General features: G+C 66.4%; 20 protein-coding genes and 1 tRNA gene. 12 read left to right on the forward strand and 9 right to left on the reverse strand.

The features are described from left to right. Positions 1 to 25: 25 nt before the first annotated feature. Both ACZYZF_RS13860 and cobC read right to left on the reverse strand, forming a co-directional pair. Entirely contained in the window at positions 26 to 1,174 is a 1,149-nt protein-coding gene (locus ACZYZF_RS13860; protein ID WP_463836003.1) for a Nif3-like dinuclear metal center hexameric protein, read from the reverse strand. Beyond that, a complete protein-coding gene (cobC, locus tag ACZYZF_RS13865; RefSeq protein ID WP_463836005.1) occupies positions 1,171 to 2,202 on the reverse strand; it encodes an Rv2231c family pyridoxal phosphate-dependent protein CobC in 1,032 nt (343 codons plus the stop codon). Before cobC ends, ACZYZF_RS13860 begins: the two co-directional genes overlap by 4 nt. A 75-nt stretch (positions 2,203 to 2,277) precedes the next feature. Between cobC and ACZYZF_RS13870 the strand changes: the two genes are divergently transcribed. From ACZYZF_RS13870 to ACZYZF_RS13880, 3 genes are read left to right on the forward strand one after another with little or no spacing between them, the layout of a single operon-like run. Then, positions 2,278 to 2,955, forward strand: a complete 678-nt coding sequence (locus tag ACZYZF_RS13870) for an HAD-IA family hydrolase (RefSeq protein ID WP_463836007.1) — start codon at positions 2,278 to 2,280, stop codon at positions 2,953 to 2,955. Then, positions 2,948 to 3,457 carry a low molecular weight protein-tyrosine-phosphatase gene (locus tag ACZYZF_RS13875; protein WP_463746668.1) on the forward strand — a complete coding sequence of 170 codons (510 nt, stop codon included), beginning with the start codon at positions 2,948 to 2,950 and terminating at the stop codon, positions 3,455 to 3,457. The genes ACZYZF_RS13870 and ACZYZF_RS13875 overlap by 8 nt, the downstream gene beginning before the upstream one ends. After that, positions 3,457 to 4,287 (forward strand): SURF1 family cytochrome oxidase biogenesis protein, encoded by an 831-nt coding sequence (locus ACZYZF_RS13880; protein ID WP_463746667.1) that lies wholly within the window; start codon positions 3,457 to 3,459, stop codon positions 4,285 to 4,287. The genes ACZYZF_RS13875 and ACZYZF_RS13880 overlap by 1 nt, the downstream gene beginning before the upstream one ends. Here ACZYZF_RS13880 and ACZYZF_RS13885 read toward each other — a convergent pair. Continuing rightward, on the reverse strand, positions 4,241 to 5,200 hold the full coding sequence (locus tag ACZYZF_RS13885; protein ID WP_463836008.1) for a cobalamin biosynthesis protein: 960 nt from the start codon (positions 5,198 to 5,200) through the stop codon (positions 4,241 to 4,243). The genes ACZYZF_RS13880 and ACZYZF_RS13885 overlap by 47 nt on opposite strands. A gap of 126 nt (positions 5,201 to 5,326) precedes the next feature. On the opposite strand from ACZYZF_RS13885, the gene ACZYZF_RS13890 reads away from it, so the two are divergent. The 3 genes from ACZYZF_RS13890 to ACZYZF_RS13900 all read left to right on the forward strand — a co-directional run bounded on the left by ACZYZF_RS13890 (position 5,327) and on the right by ACZYZF_RS13900 (position 6,765). Beyond that, positions 5,327 to 5,719 (forward strand): VOC family protein, encoded by a 393-nt coding sequence (locus tag ACZYZF_RS13890; RefSeq protein WP_463746665.1) that lies wholly within the window; start codon positions 5,327 to 5,329, stop codon positions 5,717 to 5,719. Positions 5,720 to 5,780: 61 nt separating this feature from the next. Then, positions 5,781 to 6,284, forward strand: a complete 504-nt coding sequence (locus ACZYZF_RS13895) for a hypothetical protein (protein WP_463746664.1) — start codon at positions 5,781 to 5,783, stop codon at positions 6,282 to 6,284. A 175-nt stretch (positions 6,285 to 6,459) separates the two neighbouring features. Then, a complete protein-coding gene (locus tag ACZYZF_RS13900; RefSeq protein ID WP_463746663.1) occupies positions 6,460 to 6,765 on the forward strand; it encodes a hypothetical protein in 306 nt (101 codons plus the stop codon). Positions 6,766 to 7,128: 363 nt separating this feature from the next. Here ACZYZF_RS13900 and ACZYZF_RS13905 read toward each other — a convergent pair whose 3' ends face one another. Next, complete coding sequence (locus tag ACZYZF_RS13905; protein ID WP_463746662.1) at positions 7,129 to 7,323, reverse strand: hypothetical protein; 195 nt, start codon at positions 7,321 to 7,323, stop codon at positions 7,129 to 7,131. A gap of 82 nt (positions 7,324 to 7,405) precedes the next feature. Next, the gene (locus ACZYZF_RS13910; RefSeq protein WP_463836009.1) at positions 7,406 to 8,389 is read right to left on the reverse strand and encodes a hypothetical protein; all 984 of its coding nucleotides are present in this window, start codon (positions 8,387 to 8,389) and stop codon (positions 7,406 to 7,408) included. A 561-nt stretch (positions 8,390 to 8,950) separates the two neighbouring features. Here ACZYZF_RS13910 and ACZYZF_RS13915 point away from each other — a divergent pair. From ACZYZF_RS13915 to ACZYZF_RS13930, 4 genes are read left to right on the forward strand one after another with little or no spacing between them, the layout of a single operon-like run. Then, positions 8,951 to 9,226, forward strand: a complete 276-nt coding sequence (locus tag ACZYZF_RS13915; protein WP_463746660.1) for a hypothetical protein — start codon at positions 8,951 to 8,953, stop codon at positions 9,224 to 9,226. Further along, on the forward strand, positions 9,223 to 10,392 hold the full coding sequence (locus ACZYZF_RS13920; protein ID WP_463746659.1) for a polymorphic toxin type 44 domain-containing protein: 1,170 nt from the start codon (positions 9,223 to 9,225) through the stop codon (positions 10,390 to 10,392). Before ACZYZF_RS13915 ends, ACZYZF_RS13920 begins: the two co-directional genes overlap by 4 nt. Positions 10,393 to 10,427: 35 nt before the next feature. Next, on the forward strand, positions 10,428 to 10,757 hold the full coding sequence (locus ACZYZF_RS13925) for a hypothetical protein (RefSeq protein ID WP_463746658.1): 330 nt from the start codon (positions 10,428 to 10,430) through the stop codon (positions 10,755 to 10,757). Between the two features lie 18 nt (positions 10,758 to 10,775). After that, positions 10,776 to 11,051, forward strand: a complete 276-nt coding sequence (locus ACZYZF_RS13930; protein ID WP_463746657.1) for a hypothetical protein — start codon at positions 10,776 to 10,778, stop codon at positions 11,049 to 11,051. A gap of 72 nt (positions 11,052 to 11,123) precedes the next feature. Here ACZYZF_RS13930 and ACZYZF_RS13935 read toward each other — a convergent pair. From ACZYZF_RS13935 to ACZYZF_RS13950, 4 genes are all read right to left on the reverse strand, one after another. Beyond that, positions 11,124 to 11,198: transfer RNA gene (locus ACZYZF_RS13935), tRNA-Val, on the reverse strand. 52 nt (positions 11,199 to 11,250) lie between these two features. After that, on the reverse strand, positions 11,251 to 11,712 hold the full coding sequence (locus tag ACZYZF_RS13940) for a peroxiredoxin (protein ID WP_463746656.1): 462 nt from the start codon (positions 11,710 to 11,712) through the stop codon (positions 11,251 to 11,253). Then, entirely contained in the window at positions 11,712 to 12,146 is a 435-nt protein-coding gene (locus tag ACZYZF_RS13945; RefSeq protein WP_463746655.1) for a DUF3052 domain-containing protein, read from the reverse strand. Before ACZYZF_RS13945 ends, ACZYZF_RS13940 begins: the two co-directional genes overlap by 1 nt. 148 nt (positions 12,147 to 12,294) lie before the next feature. After that, the gene (locus ACZYZF_RS13950; protein WP_463746654.1) at positions 12,295 to 12,867 is read right to left on the reverse strand and encodes a hypothetical protein; all 573 of its coding nucleotides are present in this window, start codon (positions 12,865 to 12,867) and stop codon (positions 12,295 to 12,297) included. A 145-nt stretch (positions 12,868 to 13,012) separates the two neighbouring features. On the opposite strand from ACZYZF_RS13950, the gene aceE reads away from it, so the two are divergent. Further along, positions 13,013 to 15,802 carry a pyruvate dehydrogenase (acetyl-transferring), homodimeric type gene (gene aceE / locus ACZYZF_RS13955; RefSeq protein ID WP_463836011.1) on the forward strand — a complete coding sequence of 930 codons (2,790 nt, stop codon included), beginning with the start codon at positions 13,013 to 13,015 and terminating at the stop codon, positions 15,800 to 15,802. 100 nt (positions 15,803 to 15,902) lie between these two features. Continuing rightward, positions 15,903 to 17,186 (forward strand): PucR family transcriptional regulator, encoded by a 1,284-nt coding sequence (locus ACZYZF_RS13960; RefSeq protein ID WP_463836012.1) that lies wholly within the window; start codon positions 15,903 to 15,905, stop codon positions 17,184 to 17,186. The last annotated feature ends 116 nt before the right edge of the window (positions 17,187 to 17,302 follow it).

Raw genomic sequence — 17,302 nt, forward strand, 5'->3', positions numbered from 1 at the left:
TTCTGTGTTCGTACGTTTACTGCGGTCAGCACTCGACGTTCCACGGGTCGGTGCGCACCGAGGACACCCGCACCGCAAGCGCGTCACCGAACTGCTCGCGCAGCACCCCGGCGGCCTGAGCGCACCAGGGGAACTCGCTGGCCCAGTGCGCCACGTCGACAAGCGCGACCGGTGAGGCGCGCCGGTGCTCATCAGCGGGATGGTGCCGCAGATCCGATGTGACGTAAGCCTGTACGTCGGCCCGGGCCACGGTGCCCAGCAGTGAGTCACCGGCACCCCCGCAGACCGCCACCCGCGACACCATGGCGTCCGGATCCCCCGAGGTCCGCACCCCCCACGAGGTGGCCGGCAGCGCGGCCCGTACCCGGGATGCGAAGGCCGACAACGGCTCCGGCCGGCCCAGCGCACCGATCCGGCCGATGCCCACATCGCCGGGGATCGGCGCCAGGGCGAAGATGTCGAAGGCCGGCTCCTCGTAGGGGTGCGCAGCGCGCAGCGCGGACAGGATGGTGGCACGCAGCCGCGAGGGCGCGATCACCTCTACCCGGTCCTCGCCCACCTGCTCGACGGTGCCCACCTCGCCGATTGCCGGGGCGGCCCCGTCGTGCGGCAGGAACTGCCCGGTTCCCGGCACGCTCCAACTGCAGTGCGAGTAGTCGCCGATGCGGCCGGCCCCGGCGTCGAACAGCGCCTCGCGCAGACCCGCCACGTCCGATGCAGGCACGAATACCACCCATTTGTCCAGGTCGGGGCCCGGCGCTGCCGGCGACAAAACTGCCTCGACGGTCAGGCCCAACGCCTCGGCCAGTGCGTCGGACACACCGGGCGACGCGGCATCGGCGTTGGTGTGGGCGGTGAACAGGGCCCGGCCGGTGCGGATCAGCCGGTGGACCAGGGCGCCCTTGGCGGTGTCGGCGGCCACGGTGTCCACACCCCGCAGCAGCAGCGGATGGTGGGCCAGCAGCAGACCGCGGTCGGGCACCTCGTCGATCACGGCGGCGGTCGCGTCGACCGCGATGGTCACGGATTCGACGGCTTCGTCGGGGTCGCCGCACACCAACCCGACCGAGTCCCAATCGTGGGCCAGGTGCGGTGGGTACGCCGCATCCAGGGCGGCGATCACGTCGGCAAGTCTGATTCCGGCCAACGGCGCCCCGGCCGGTCGCGCGCTCATTGCAGCACCTCCCTCATGGCGTCGATGAGTACCGTCCACTCCGGCCGCACGGCGGCACGCAGGTAGTTCTCCGGCAGGCCCACGAAAGTATCGCAACGCCGTACCGCGATGCCTTTGCTTTCCAGATGTTTCCGCATCAACTCCGCATCGGGCACTGTGAACAGTACAAATGGCGCCTCGCCGGCCACCACGCCCAGCCCGAGCGCACGGAGCCCGGCGACCATCGAGGCCCTCAGCCCAGCGAGCCGCCGCGCACCGGCATCGGCCTCGGCCACCGCTTCGGGACTGCCGGCCGCGGCGATTGCCTCCAGTTGCAGGGTGCCCAGCGGCCAGTGCGGCCGCGGCGCGGTGAGCCGGGCCAGCACGTCGGGCGCACCGAGGGCGTAGCCCACCCGTAGCCCGGCCAGTGACCAGGTCTTAGTCAGGCTGCGCAGCACCAGCACGTCGGGCAGCGATTCGCCGGCCAGCGTCTGCGCCTCACCGGGAATGCCGTCGGCGAATGCCTCGTCCACCACCACCAGCCGGCCCGGCCGTCGCAGCGCGAGGATGTCCTCGCGGCGGTGGAGCACCCCGGTCGGATTGGTCGGGTTCCCGATCACCACCAGGTCTGCCTCGTCCGGAACCGTCGCGCCGAGGGTGAACGGGAACGGCAGCACCACATGCTGAATCGGCACACCGGCCGCGGCCAGCGCCGCTTCCGGTTCGGTGAACGACGGGGCCACCAGGGCGGCCAGCTGGGGCCGCAAGCCGGCCAGCAGGGCGAATCCCTCGGCTCCCCCCGCCAGCAGCGCCACCTCGTCGGGAGCGCGGCCATGCCGGGTCGCGACGGCTTCGGTGGCACGGCGCTGATCGGCCTGGCTCGGGTAGCTGCCCAGGTCGGGCAGCCGGGAGGCCAAGCGGTCGGTCAGCCAGGCCGGCGGACCACCGGGGCGAACGTTGACCGCGAAGTCCAGCATGCCCGGCAGTGCGGCCTGGTCGCCGTGATAGCGGGCCCCCGCGCGGGTCTCGCCTTGGGGTGGACACAGCACAGCACGACACTAGTGGTCAGGGGCTCTCAACTGGGCATCCGGAGGACTCGCAGCGACATACGGGAGAATGGGCACGTGACTGACACGCTGGAACTCACCCGACCGCAGCTGGTGCTCTTCGACCTCGACGGCACCCTGACCGATTCGGCGGCCGGGATCGTGTCGAGTTTCCGCCACGCGCTGGCCCACGTCGGTGCCGGTATCCCAGACGGTGACCTGGCCGGACGCATCGTCGGCCCGCCGATGCACGAGACGTTGCAGGCGTTGAGTCTGGGCGAGTCGGGCTTCGATCCCGACGCCGCGATCGCGGCCTACCGCGCCGATTACACCAGCCGCGGCTGGGCGATGAACAGCCTGTTCGACGGCATCGAGACACTGCTGGCAGACCTGCAGGCCGCAGGGGTGCGGCTGGCGGTGGCCACCTCGAAGGCCGAGCCCACCGCGCGGCGCATCCTCGAACACTTCGGCCTGGACGGGTACTTCGAGGTGATCGCCGGAGCCAGCCCCGACGGAGTCCGGGCGGCCAAGGCCGACGTCGTCGCCTATGCGCTCACCCAACTGCAACCCCTGCCGCAACGCGTCCTGATGGTCGGTGATCGCATGCACGATGTCGAGGGCGCGGCCGCGCACGGCATCAACACCGTGGTGGTCGGCTGGGGCTACGGCGCCACGGATTTCACCGGCCCCACCGCGGTGGCCGCCCACGCCCACGTCGACACCGTCGCCGGGCTGCGGGAGGTGCTCGGTGTCTGAGTCCTGGAGTGCACCGCTTCTGCATGTGACGTTCGTATGCTCGGGCAACATCTGCCGGTCCCCGATGGCCGAGAAGATGTTCGCCGACCAGATCCGCGATCGTGGCCTGGCCGAGGTGGTCCGGGTGAGCAGCGGCGGTACCGGCGGCTGGCACGCCGGTGACGGCGCCGACAGCCGCGCCTGCCTGGTGTTGCGCGAGCGCGGTTATCGCAGCGACCACGTCGCCGCCCAGGTCTGCGATGACCATCTGGGTGCCGACATGGTGGTCGCGCTGGGCCGCAACCACGTGCGCATCCTGACCGATCTGGGCGTGGCGGGCGACCGGCTGCGGATGCTGCGCTCGTTCGACCCGCGGTCGGGCGCACACGCCCTCGACGTGGAGGATCCGTACTACGGCGACAAGACCGATTTCGAGGATGTGTTCACCGTGATCGAGGCGTCCCTGCCCGGTCTGCACGCCTGGGTCGACGCGGAGCTGGCCGGCCGGGGAATCGTGGCCTGATGCGGCGCCTGACCTTCCTGCTGCGACCCCAGTGGGTGGCGTTGTTCATCGTGGTGGCGGCCTTCGCCTACCTGTGTTTCACCGTGCTGGCACCGTGGCAGCTGGGCAAGAACACCAAGACCTCGCGGGAGAACGACCAGATCTCACATTCGCTGCAGGCCGATCCGGTTCCGGTGACCAGCGTTCTGCCACAGCAGGATTCGGCTGCAGCCGATGCCCAGTGGCAACGGGTCACGGCGACCGGGCACTACCTGCCGAAGTCAGAGGTGCTGGCCCGGCTGCGGGTGGTCGACGGTGAGCCGGCCTTCGAGGTCCTCACGCCGTTCGCCGTGGACGGTGGGCCGGTGGTGCTTGTCGATCGCGGCTTCATCAAGCCGATCGACGGAAACAAGGTGCCGCAGTTCGCGTCCGCTCCGGCCGGCCGGGTGACGATCACCGCCCGGGTGCGTGATGCGGAAGCCCTCGTCGTGGGCAAGGAACCGTTCCGCGGCGACGACGGCGCACAGCAGGTGTACTCGATCAACACCGACCAGATCGCCTCGCTGACCGGCGTTGCACTGACCGGGTCCTATCTGCAACTGGTGGGCGATCAGCCCGGCGGTCTCGGGGAGATTCCGCTTCCGCACCTCGACGCCGGGCCGTTCCTGTCCTACGGAATCCAGTGGATCGCGTTCGGCATCGTCGCCCCACTCGGAATGGGCTACTTCATCTATGCGGAATTGCAGCAGCGCCGGCGCGAGCGGGCCGCCGCCCAGAAAGCGTCCGACGAGCCGGCCCGGGAGCTCACCGGCGAGGAGAAGATCGCCGACCGCTACGGCAAGCGCCGCTGACCGCCAGCAGCACCGCCACCATGGCTGCCGAGGCCTGCACCGCGCGCGAGAGTCGCACGGCCCGGGCCACATCCATCACCTCGGGGATGCGGCCGTCGCCCAGGGTGGGCCGGATCTCCAGTTGATGCGCGTACTGCGTCGGACCCCCCAGGCGCACCCCGAGCGCGCCCGCGAAGGACGCCTCGGCCACGCCGGCGTTGGGGCTGGGATGGCGGGATGCGTCTCGTCGCCAGGCGCTCAGCGCCGCCCGTGGTGACCCACCCACCGCCGGTGCACACAGCACTGCCAGCACCCCGGTCAGGCGGGCCGGCAGATAGTTCAGCACATCGTCGAATCGGGCTGCCGCCCAACCGAAGTAGTTGTACCGCGGGGAGCGGTGCCCGATCATCGCGTCCAGCGTGTTGGCACCCCGGTACACGAGCACCCCGGGCACTCCGCCGATCGCCGCCCACAACAGCGGCGCCACCTGTGCGTCAGAGGTGTTCTCGGCCAGCGATTCCACCGTGGCCCGGGTCAGGCCCGAGACGTCCAGCGCGGCCGGATCCCGCCCGCACAACGAGGGCAGCAGTTGTCGGGCCCCCGCCACGTCGCCGTCGGTGAGCAGCGTCGCCATCCGGTGGCCGACCCGGTTGAGCGAGGTTCCCCCGAGCGCGACGTAGGTGGCCACCGCAGTCACCCAGACCCGGTCGCCGCGTCCCGCAGCCCAGCCCAGCCCGGCCAGACCACCGAGCAGCAGCCCGGTGTGGACCGCACCTGCCCCGCGTTTGTCGGCATAGGTCAGCTTTTCCAACCGTGCTGCGCCAGTGCCGAACCCGGCCACCGGATGCCCGCGGCGCGGATCGCCCAGCAGCAGGTCGGCCAGGAACCCGACGGCAATGCCGGCGGCCCGCCGGTGGCTTCTACGCGCAAACACCCCGGCAGCGTCTCACAAGGTGGTCTACTCGACGTCATGAGGCTGGGTCCGCCACGAAGGCAGCAACGGGACAGCCGACGACTCGGCACGCGGGTGGTCTGATCTCGACTCAACCAGGAGGCAAAGATGACGTTCCCCGCACTCGCTCATGTGGCGGTCACCGTACGAGACCTGGCGGTCAGCGGGCCGTGGTACCGCACGTTGTTCGGCGCCGATCCGGTGCTCGACGAGGACACCGACGCCGGCTTCCATCACCTGGTCTGGCTGCTGGACGGCGGCACGCTGTTCGGCATCCATCAGCATCAGACTCCGGCTCCCGATGAAGGCTTCAGCGAGTTCCGGGTGGGCCTGGACCACGTCGGTTTCGGTTGCGCGTCGCGTTCGGAACTGCAGACCTGGGTAGACCGGCTCGACGGGCTGGGCATCGCCCACGGCGGGATCATCGACGCGCCGTACGGGTCCGGGCTCAGTTTCCGCGATCCCGACGGCATCGCACTGGAGTTCTTCGCCGGGGCCTGAACTCTGGCGGTAAGGCCGGGTGTCGCCGCGTCGGTGGATATGATCCGACGCGGAGGAACCCTTGAAAGAGCTCATTGCCCCGGTTGCCGCTTCTCTGGCAATCGGTTTCGCGATCGGCGGCCTCCCGTCATCCGGTCCGCCGGTGGCCGCCCCGGAGTCACCGGTTCCCCCGCTGCCTCGGCCAGGCCTCTACACGGTCACCGAGACCTCTGCCGACCGCGCGCCGGAGCCCTACAACTGGACTTTGTCGGGGTGCGGCCCGCAGTGTCTGCGGGTGCTCTCGCCCGCGCCGGAGGGCGCGTGGCAGCTGGATCTGGACTGGGACTCGGCCGCCGATCGCCACCAGGGCGCGTGGGTTGGTGAGCGCGTCAACCCCGGCATGCGGTGCCGGCCGGGCAGTCCCGAGTACAAGACGGGCCCGGTTCCGTTCAAATACGTCATCCGGCCCGATCTCACGGGATTCGTGAACATGAAGTTCTCCCGGGAAAGCCCCTCGTGCCGTGGCGATACCGCGATGCGCGGCCAACGGCTCGCGCTGCAGCGCGCGAAGGCGGTGTGGTCGTAGGACCAGGGATTTGATGGTGGGCGCGGACGGTATCGAACCGCCGACCGCTGGTGTGTAAAGGGACCGAAGGACGTAAACCCTTGTTCGGATAGCGTCCATAACGTGCACGTCAACTACCTGTCAACGTGCACCGCGCGACGCTATGTCCACCGCGTCCGGCCGTATCTTGGCAAGTTTGAGTCAGTGGAGCGGCAACACCGCGAACGCCTGTTCGAGCACCGCAGGCTGCCGACGGCGTGACGCCCTCTGTATAGCCGCCTTCGGTGATTTCGTGGTGTGGCGACTTCCATATGGCTGGGTCCGGCGCAGCCGGTCCGACGGTGGTGAGGCTGTCCGGGACCGGCTCACCGATTGGGCCTACGAACACTTCGATGGGCTCGTCCACGGTGGTATTCATGACAACCGCATCTGTGCTGAGCACGTCGGGATCGACAGTCAGCAGACCTTTATCGATCAACCCATGAGCATGATCCGGGTATAGATCACGCGGTGGCGGATGCGCGATGCCGGGAGCGGCGGCACGGTGACGGCGGTCGATACTCAGGCCGCGAATAACCGGCGATCTGGACGATTTCGCGTGAATCACATCGCCGTACAGCCACACGTACATCAGTTTCCGGTCGGTGGTTGAGCCGTCGGGCGTCGAGACCCAGAATGCCTGCGCTTCCAGATTTGCATCGACCGCATGCCGCTAGTAGCACGCCACCACGCCAGGTCAATCTCGTCGTTCAATACCTCGGCCCCAACCAGGTCCTCCAACGCGCTGAGCGCCTTGTCGTAGTAGATGGGCTCCGAGCTCAAAATCAGCGGGCGGACTCGGCTCGCCAGCGACTCGAGCGCCTCCTCAAGAGGGACTCGCCCTTGATCCGGTGGGCTTCTCACTCGTCTTGGTGTTCACCGTGACCAGCAGGATGACCGCACCGGAATGCAGCTTCGACATCAGCGCGGTCTGTTTGCGGATCAGCGAGTGGGCGATCACCCGACGCGACCGCAACAGGAATCCCTCGATCACAGCTTGCGGTGTTGGACTTGGTGCCATGGCCGGACTCTACGACCGCGCACCGACACCTCGCCGCCGGTCGGGCCATCCACGGCCACACGCATGCCCACCCCCAGCACGCTCAGGCCTCGTCGCCGCCTCTCCTGCGAGTGCCCCACCGTAGCCAGTACGCGAAATATGGGTCGGAGATGTAGAGGGTCGCAAGGTCACCGTCGTAGTCGACCACGGGCTCGCCGTCGATTTGCTCGCGGGCAATGCGGGTCATCTCGTCCAAGACTCGCGTGACTTCATGCTTTTGGGGTGGTTCGTCAGCTGCTGCGAGAACCGCGCGGAGAGCCGCACGAAGCTGCTCATACGTGAGTTCGGTGAGCGGGCCTGTGTGCGCGATGGCTCGTAGGACGGCGCCGTAGATGTCGGTCTCCTGTCCGTCTCGTAGATGCCGAACCTTCCGATCTGTGCGTTGACGGGGACCCCGCGCGAGAAGATCGAACGCAGCCTTGGATGCGCTCGGAGCAAGACGTGCAAAGAACGCGTCCCAATCAGGGTCACCGATGCCGGTCGGCGCTTCGCAGGTCTCGCTGATCTCGTTGTCCGCGCACAACTGCTTGCAGAATTCCTGCATCAGGTGCGGGCTCTGAAACGACTCCTGCACAAGCCGAGTGACGAGGGCATCGTTTACGACCACGTTCAGTGCGGAGAATCCTGACGTCGCAATCTTTTTGAGGTCGTCATCACTCCAGAAACCGACCTCCAACTGGGCAACTCGCCCCGTCATTTCCTTCTCGACCTTGACTACGTCGTATGCACGATGCGGCACAGCAGCCACGATGAACCCCACACCGTCAAACACAAGGTCCTTCAGACCACGGACGACCTCGACCTGCACGTCAGGCGGGACATAATGAAAATCGTCAATGATGATGACCTGGTCTGGATTCTCCTGCAGCTTCTTCCTGCTCGCTCTTTTTGGTGACACCGACGTGCGTTCGGTCATCTTGCGATCTCGGGTGACGCTGCTGCCCTTGTCGCCGCCGCCCTTGATGACGCCACCAGATAGTTCGCCGCTGATCTTGCCGGACTGCGTGTGGCTGACGCCGCCGTCCATCCCCGTTTCAGTGGGACTCCGTTGGAGCGCGGTCGATCTCGACACAGGCAAACTGGCGGTTTCCGGTACGAAATTCAGCCGAAACGAACCCCCGGATTTCAGCGGATTCATCTTCCCTCAGACGGACGCCAATGACACCAACGAGGTTGCGCCGCCAGGCCAGTAGCAGCGCTGCCGCCGTCCGCTGACAACCTCTTGGCAACATGGCCGCGAATCGGTGTGCCTTTCTCAAATTTGCCATGACCGCCAAACATGCCCTGAACTGGAGTTTTGATGGTGAGCGTGGACGGTATCGAACCGCCGACCACTGGTGTGTAGATCTATGTCGATCTGCTTACCTGGCGTTTTTCCGCATCACCTAGTTGGTGAAATTCACTATGGCACAACACTTTTCATATGTTCCATGCCGTCTCGTATCGACCAGTTACTGCGCGTACTGACCCATTCTTGGCCCAGCTGGGGTCGCCTCGACCAGCTGTTCGAGTCGGCTTGACCCTGACCCATTCCCCCCCAACGGGCTGGGTAACCTTCTGCCGTAGGTTGACCTGTTGGGGGGATGGCATGGCAAACGATCTGAACGTCGATGCGGACGGCCTCCGTGTGGCTGCCGTCGGTAGCGATGATGTAGCCACCGCATTGACCGGCGTGGCCGCATGCGCGTCGCGATCACAGCCCAGCAGCGCCGGGGTTGCCGCGCTGCATGCGGCGTTGGCCTCTGCGCGCCGCCGCCAGTCAAAGCGCATGTCTGGCCAGGCTGCCGACCTTTCGGTGAGTAGCGCGCGGTACGACAGCATAGACGGCAACAGCGCAGACGCCATCACGACGGTGAGGCTGTGAGCCCAGCCGCCAGCGGTTCTGATGGCTTGCCGACCCGCTCAAAGATCGAAAACTGGGACACTTCCGACCTCACCACTGCTGCGTTGACGTGGCGGCAGGCAGCTGCCGAATCCGACGACGCGTTCGACCAGCATCGTCAGAACGTCGCGTCACCCGGCGGGACGACCTGGGATGGTGACGCCAAAGACGCCGCACTGGACCGGGTGACCAACGACCAGGCCGTGGTGCGCCGACAGGGGGACGTGCTGCGCGACGGTGCCAACCTTGCCGAGGACGGCGACCACGACATCCAGGCTGCCAAGCGCGATGTGCTGACGGCCATCAGCGAGGCTGAGGCAGACAGCTTCAAGGTTTCGGAGAACTTGAGGGTCACCGACACCCGCCGATACGACATCACCACTATCCGAGACCGCAACCGCGCTGCCACCGAGCACGCCGAGGACATCCGCTGGCGTGCCGGGCAGCTCGTCCAGACCGACAGTCTGGTGGGTCAACGGCTTCAGGACAAGGCCGCCGAACTCGACGGAATCCGGTTCGACGGCGAGGGCGACGGGCGCGATGGCTCGGTGCATCTGGCCAGCAACGAGATCAAGCTGGACCCGCCGCCACCGGTTATCCACCCGACACCGTCGGAACGGAACTTCACCGACATCGAGAATTTCATCTACGACGAGATGATGCACAACGCCAAGTCCCGCTTCACCGAGGACTCCCGCGAAAAGTGGCAGTCCGGTATCTGGGGGAAGTACCAGGCCGCAACGCAACTCAAGGAAGCGTTCAAGGCGAACGGCATCTGGGACCACAAGCCGGTGATTCGGCGCAAGGTCGGCATTCACGAAGGCGATGGCCTGTACTTCCAGGAACCTGGGACAAATCGCCAGGTGTACTACGACATCTATTCCAACATCCACTATGGCTACGCCGCCCGAGCTGCCGGGCTACCCGACGAGATCATTGAACTGGCACCGACCTTGGGGACCGCCGACACGGGCGTCAATGATGACGGTGACCTCATCACCGTATCGGCGGGCATCGCGATGTTCGATAAGTACGGACCCGACATGACACGCGCGGAGTTTCACTCCGCGTTCCTGGAGGCTGTTAATCAGTTGGACTCGGCGAAACAAGAGGGGAAGAACGTGTCGCTGAAATACGGGTACAAATAATGCCGAAATGGGCAGTCGTGCTTCTGGGGTGCGTCATGTGCCCTCTGCTGGCAGTGGTTGTCTTCTTCGTCGCGATCAAGCTGAGAGCGGAAATACTCGTCGCCTGCGAGATTGAGACAACCCCCGGCGAGGGTCTAGGGGTAGTCGTTGCTGCACCGATCATCATCGTCGGAACGCTGATTGCGACGGCGGTGCTCTATTCGCTGACGGTGATGCTCGTGCAGCGAACATGGTCTGTGTACGCCGCCGCCACCCTGGCAATAGTTGCTGCTGCGGTCATCATGCCGGTTGCCGTCAATCAGATGTACGAGCCGGTAGCAACCTCAAGGTGTGCCGATGGCACTCCGTCCTGGTGGCCGTTCTAGACGCCAAGCACCGGCAACGTGACCACCTCGCAGCCGTCGGCGCTGGCCGGGACCGGCCGCAGCGTTACTGCGTGGCTGCGGAGGTTGCCGGTGATCCGGCTGCACGACGTTCGGCACACGGCCGCCACGATGCTACTCGACGGCCGCACCACACCTTCGGCAACGGCCAAGTGGCTGGGCCACGATCCGGCCATCACGCTGCGGGTGTACGGCCACGTCTACGACGATCCGCTGGCCTCAGCGGGTGATGCGCTGCTGGGCCGGTCACGCGCCACCGGCAGCGGCGAAGCCTGATCCGTTGGCCCACTGGGGGTTAATCGGGGCCAAGCGCCACGCCGGAAAACCGGCCTCTATTAGGGGATTTGATGGTGGGCGCGGACGGTATCGAACCGCCGACCGCTGGTGTGTAAAACCAGAGCTCTACCACTGAGCTACGCGCCCCGTCGCAGGCACGGTACACGCCGCAAGGGCGTCACCGGAAATTCAAGCCTGCTCAAGCCTGCATTGCCGCCAATGCCTCCCGCCACACCGCCTGATCGCGCGCCTGGCCTGGGTCCATCATCTCGGCGAAGCGGATCTGCCCAGCCTTGTCGACCACGAACGTGCCGCGGTTGGGGTATCCGGCGTCGGCGTTGAACACGCCGTAGGCCTGGGTGACGGCGCCGTGCGGCCAGAAATCCGACAGCAGCGGGAACGTGAATCCACTTTCGATGGACCAGATCTTGTGCGTCGGAGGCGGGCCGACCGAGATGGCCAGGGTCGCGGTGCGGTCGTTCTCGTACAGCGGCAGCTTGTCGCGGATCTCTCCGAGTTCGCCTTCGCATACGCCGGTGAACGCCAATGGAAAGAACACCACCAGCACGTCCTTGGCACCCCGATATGCGCTGAGGGTGACCGGCCTGCCGTTCTGGTCCCGAAGCGTGAAATCGGGTGCCGGGGTCCCGACAGCGAGCATCAGGTGCGCTTGCCCGCGGCCTTCGATTTCGGCTGCACCAACCGGCTCGCCGTCCAGTCCCCCAATTTCGCCGACGAAGTCTGCATCAGCCCGGCCGTCGGCGCCGATTCGGCGATCTCGGCGGGCTGCACATGCCCGGGTTTACCGGTCTTGGGAGTCACCACCCAGATCACGCCGTCCTCGGCGAGTGGGGTGATGGCATCCATCAGCCGGTCGACAAGATCCCCGTCGTCGTCCCTCCACCAGAGCAATACGACATCGACTACTTCGTCCGAATCCTCATCGACCAGCTCAGATCCGCACGCTTCTTCGACGTCGGCCCGGATGTCGTCGTCGCTATCCTCGTCCCAACCCAGTTCCTGGACAATCTGATCCTTATGGATGCCCAGTATTTGGGCGTAGTTCGGGCCTGAGTCCGTCCCCGCCGCGACCACCTTCGGTCCTCCTTAACTTTTCTTCGAGCCTCTCTCAAGACTTGACCATCACTCATTCATGCGCGTGCGCGATGCGTGTTGCGACCTATCGTCGCACGGCGAGGCATCAGTGCGGGTGTCCGGCGGGCGAGTTTGTGCCGTCCACCTGTCAGTAAGCCTTGTCGCATCTGGTCAGTGCGTTCTCCCGGGCGGTGTTCGAGCGCTGTGATGCCGAGTTGAACTCGTCCGGGCCGACATGGCCGGAAATGGCGCTGACGAGGACTCTCGCCGAGTCGATCCACTCGGTCAGGGCGGCATGCAGATCCGGGGACAGCGCGTCGGACAGGCCGGAACTGACCAGATCTGCGCTCCGGTTGAGCCCGTCGATCGCCGGGCCGGCCTTGGCCGCGGTGTCGCCACCGTTGTTGACGGCCTCGACGTAGCCGTTGACGGCGTTGACCGCGTCCACGGCAGAGGTGCTGAGGTCCTCGCACACGGTGTGTACGGCACGCGTGGTCAGTGAGGCCTGGCGTTCGGATTCGCGGGTCACCGAACTCGCCGAGGACTCTTCGACGGACGCCTTCACCGACGCGCGGTAATCGGGGGCCGCGGCCGAATCGACCTCCGCGGTACCGCCGGTAACGGACGTGCAACCCACCACGACCATCGCGATCACCGCGGCGCCACCCAGTGCGCGTGCGGCGATCCTCGCCTTTGCCCCAAACCGCCCATCAACCGGCACGATCTGCAGACGTTACCGGTTCACAAAGCAACCGATGGGTAACTTGCGCACCGCCACCCCCAGCGGCACGGAGGCGGCAAGATGGGGGGACGATAGAAGGTGCCACAAGCACTGTCAGTTGTTACCGCCTAACAAGGAGCGGAAGTTGACCACCGAGTTCGTGCGCCAGGACCTGGCCCAAAACTCCTCTACCGCAGCCGAACCCGACCGGGTACGGGTCATCCGGGAGGGGGTTGCCTCCTACCTTCCCGACATCGACACCGACGAGACCGCGGAATGGTTGGAGTCGTTCGACGAGTTGCTGGAGCGATCAGGTCCGGCCCGTGCCCGGTACCTGATGTTGCGACTGCTGGAACGCTCACGCGAGAAGCGGGTCGCCATCCCGGCCCTGACGTCGACCGATTACGTCAACACGATCCCCACCGAACTGGAGCCCTGGTTCCCCGGCGACGAGGACGTCGAACGACGCTACCGCGCCTGGATCCGGTGGAACGCGGCCATCATGGTGCACCGCGCCCAGCGCCCGGGAGTGGGTGTGGGCGGGCATATTTCGACGTACGCGTCGTCGGCGTCGCTGTACGAGGTCGGGTTCAACCACTTCTTCCGCGGCAAATCCCATCCGGGTGGCGGCGACCAGGTCTTCATCCAGGGGCACGCCTCCCCCGGCATCTACGCGCGCGCCTTCCTGGAAGGCCGGCTGACGACCGACCAACTGGATGGTTTCCGCCAGGAACACAGCCATCCCGGCGGCGGCCTGCCGTCCTATCCGCACCCGCGCCTGATGCCCGATTTCTGGGAATTCCCGACGGTGTCGATGGGCCTGGGCCCGATGAACGCGATCTACCAGGCCCGGTTCAACCACTATCTGCATGACCGCGGCATCAAGGACACCTCCGATCAGCACGTGTGGGCATTCCTCGGCGACGGCGAGATGGATGAGCCGGAGAGCCGCGGCCTGATCCAGGTGGCCGCCAACGAGGCACTGGACAACCTGACCTTCGTGGTGAACTGCAACCTGCAGCGCCTGGACGGGCCGGTGCGCGGCAACGGCAAGATCATCCAGGAACTGGAGTCGTTCTTCCGCGGTGCCGGCTGGAACGTCATCAAGGTCGTGTGGGGCCGCGAGTGGGATGCGCTGCTGCACGCCGACCGCGACGGCGCGCTGGTCAACCTGATGAACACCACGCCCGACGGCGACTACCAGACCTACAAGGCCAACGACGGCGCCTACGTGCGGGACCACTTCTTCGGCCGCGACCCCCGCACCAAGGCTCTGGTCGAGCCGATGACCGACCAGGAGATCTGGAACCTCAAGCGCGGCGGTCACGACTACCGCAAGGTGTATGCCGCATACCGTGCCGCGATGGAGCACAAGGGCCAGCCCACGATCATCCTGGCCAAGACCATCAAGGGCTACACACTGGGCAGCCACTTCGAGGGCCGCAATGCCACGCACCAGATGAAAAAGCTTGCGCTGCAAGATCTCAAGGATTTCCGTGACGTCACGCGGGTGCCGATCACCGACGAGCAGCTCGAGCAGGACCCGTACCTGCCGCCGTACTACCACCCGGGACCGGAAACCCCCGAGATCCGGTACCTGCTGGATCGGCGCCGTGCCCTGGGCGGGTTCGTGCCGGCCCGCCGGAACAAGTCCACGCCGCTGGCGCTACCGGCGGCTGACGCCTACTCGGCGCTGAAGAAGGGCTCGGGCAACCAGTCCGTGGCCACCACCATGGCGACGGTGCGTACGTTCAAGGAACTGTTGCGGGACAAGAACATCGGCCCCCGCCTGGTGCCGATCATCCCCGACGAAGCACGCACCTTCGGAATGGACTCGTGGTTCCCGAGCCTGAAGATCTACAACCGCAACGGGCAGCTGTACACGTCGGTGGACTCGGCATTGATGCTGGCCTACAAGGAATCCGAAATCGGCCAGATCCTGCACGAGGGCATCAACGAGGCCGGGTCGACATCGTCGTTCACCGCGGTGGGCACCTCGTACTCCACCCACAACGAGCCGATGATCCCGATCTACATCTTCTATTCGATGTTCGGGTTCCAGCGCACCGGCGACGGCCTGTGGGCGGCGGCCGATCAGATGGCCAAGGGCTTCGTGCTCGGAGCGACGGCCGGGCGCACCACGCTGACCGGCGAGGGCCTGCAGCACGCCGACGGCCATTCGCTGTTGCTGGCGTCGACCAACCCCGCCGCGGTGACCTATGACCCGGCGTTCGCCTACGAGATCGCCCACATCATCGAGAGCGGTCTGCAGCGGATGTACGGCGAGCACGCCGAGAACGTGTTCTTCTACATCACCATCTACAACGAGCCCTATGTACAGCCCGCAGAGCCGGCCAACCTGGACACCGAGGCGCTGTTGCGCGGCATGTACCGCTACCGCCGGGCTCCCGAACAGCGCACGAACACCGCCCAGATCCTGACGTCAGGGGTATCGATGCCCGAGGCACTCCGGGCGGCGGACATGCTGGCGGCAGAGTGGGATGTCGCGGCCGACGTGTGGTCGGTGACGAGCTGGGGCGAGCTCAACCGCGAAGGCGTGGAGATCGAGCGGCACCGGCTGCGCCATCCGGATCAGCCCGCCCGCACCCCGCACGTCACCAGCGCCCTGGCCGATGCGGCAGGCCCGGTGGTGGCGGTGTCGGACTGGATGCGGGCAGTGCCCGAGCAGATCCGGCCGTGGGTCCCGGGCACCTACATCACGCTGGGTACCGACGGCTTCGGCTTCTCCGACACCCGGCCGGCGGCACGGCGTTTCTTCAACACCGACGCCGAGTCCGTGGTGGTCGCGGCGCTGGAGGGGCTGGCGCGGGACGGCGAGATCGATCCGTCGGTGCCCATCGCGGCAGCCAAGCAGTACAAGATCGACGACGTGTTCGCCGCGGCCGTGTCCTACGTGGACACCGGCAGCGCCTAGCCGAGTTTCTCGGGCGGGTGGTCGCTCAATAAGGAAATGACCGCCCGCCCGAGAAAGGCGCTTGGAGGAATCCACCAGAAAACTGGCGTAGCTTTTAGGAATGCCCGACAAGCGGTTCATTCCGCCGAAATCCACGGTTGAGGTCCTTGAGACCGTGCCTGACTCGACGCTGCGCCGGCTGAAGCAGTATTCCGGGCGGCTGGCCACCGAGGCGGTACATGCCATGGCCGAGCGTCTCGACTTCTTCAGTGATCTGGACGCGTCGCAGCGGGCCAGCGTGCAGCTGGTGGTGCAGACCGCCGTGGTCAACTTCGTCGAATGGATGCGGGACCCCGAAAGCGACGTCAGCTACACCGCCCAGGCCTTCGAAGTGGTGCCGCAGGATCTGCGCCGCCGGATCGCCCTGCGCCAGTCGGTCGAGATGGTGCGGACCTCCATGGAGTTCTTCGAAGAGGTGGTGCCGCTACTGGCCCGGTCCGAAGAGCAGCTCAATGCGCTCACCGCGGGCATCCTGCGCTACAGCCGAGACCTGGCGTTCGCGGCGGCCAGCGCCTACGCCGACCAGGCCGAGGCGCGGGGGGCCTGGGACCTCCGGATGGAGGCCAACGTGGTGGACGCGGTGGTGCGCGGCGATACCGGACCCGAGCTGACGTCGCAGGCCGCAGCGCTGAACTGGGACGCCACCGCGCCGGCCACGGTGATCGTGGGCCTACCCCGTCCGGATCGGTTGGATCTGGCCCGCGATGACATCCACGACGTCGTGAAGCGCCATGCCCGGGCCGCTCTGTCCGATGTGCACGGGACGTGGCTGGTGACGATCGTGTCGGGCCCGCTGTCAGCAACCGACCGCTTCCTGGGTGACCTGCTGTCGGTGTTCGCCGACGGCCCGGTGGTGGTCGGGCCGACCTCCCCGACGCTGACGGCCGCGCACCGCAGCGCCACCGAGGCGATCTCCGGGATGAACGCCGTGGCCGGCTGGCCCGGCGCACCGCGACCGGTGTCGGCGCGCGAGCTACTGCCCGAACGGGCCCTGCTGGGTGATGGGACCGCCGTCGCGGCACTGGAAACCGAGGTCATGCGGCCCTTGGCCGATGCCGGCCCGGCGCTCACGGAGACGCTCGATGCGTTCCTCGATTCCGGGGGCGCCATAGAAGCTTGTGCACGCAAATTGTTCGTTCATCCAAACACGGTGCGCTACCGCCTGAAACGGATCGGCGATTTCACCGGCCGCGATCCCGCCGTGCCGCGGGATGCTTACGTGCTGCGCGTGGCTTCGACCGTTGGCAGGTTGAGCAAACAGGCATACCAGCCGAGCACGCCAAACGCCAGAACCATCGTGATCCCGGCGATTCGCCCGGCGCATTCGGTCAGACCGGGGGCCTGAACTGGGCCGGCGGGGCGTCCCGGAGGGTGTGACATATTTCGCTGCGGTGAAGGCAATGTCGCATCACATGCACTTTTGTGGAGAACCTACAAAAACATAAGACAAGGTTCATAATC

The sequence above is a fragment of the Mycobacterium sp. IDUB_24 genome, assembly GCF_055419385.1.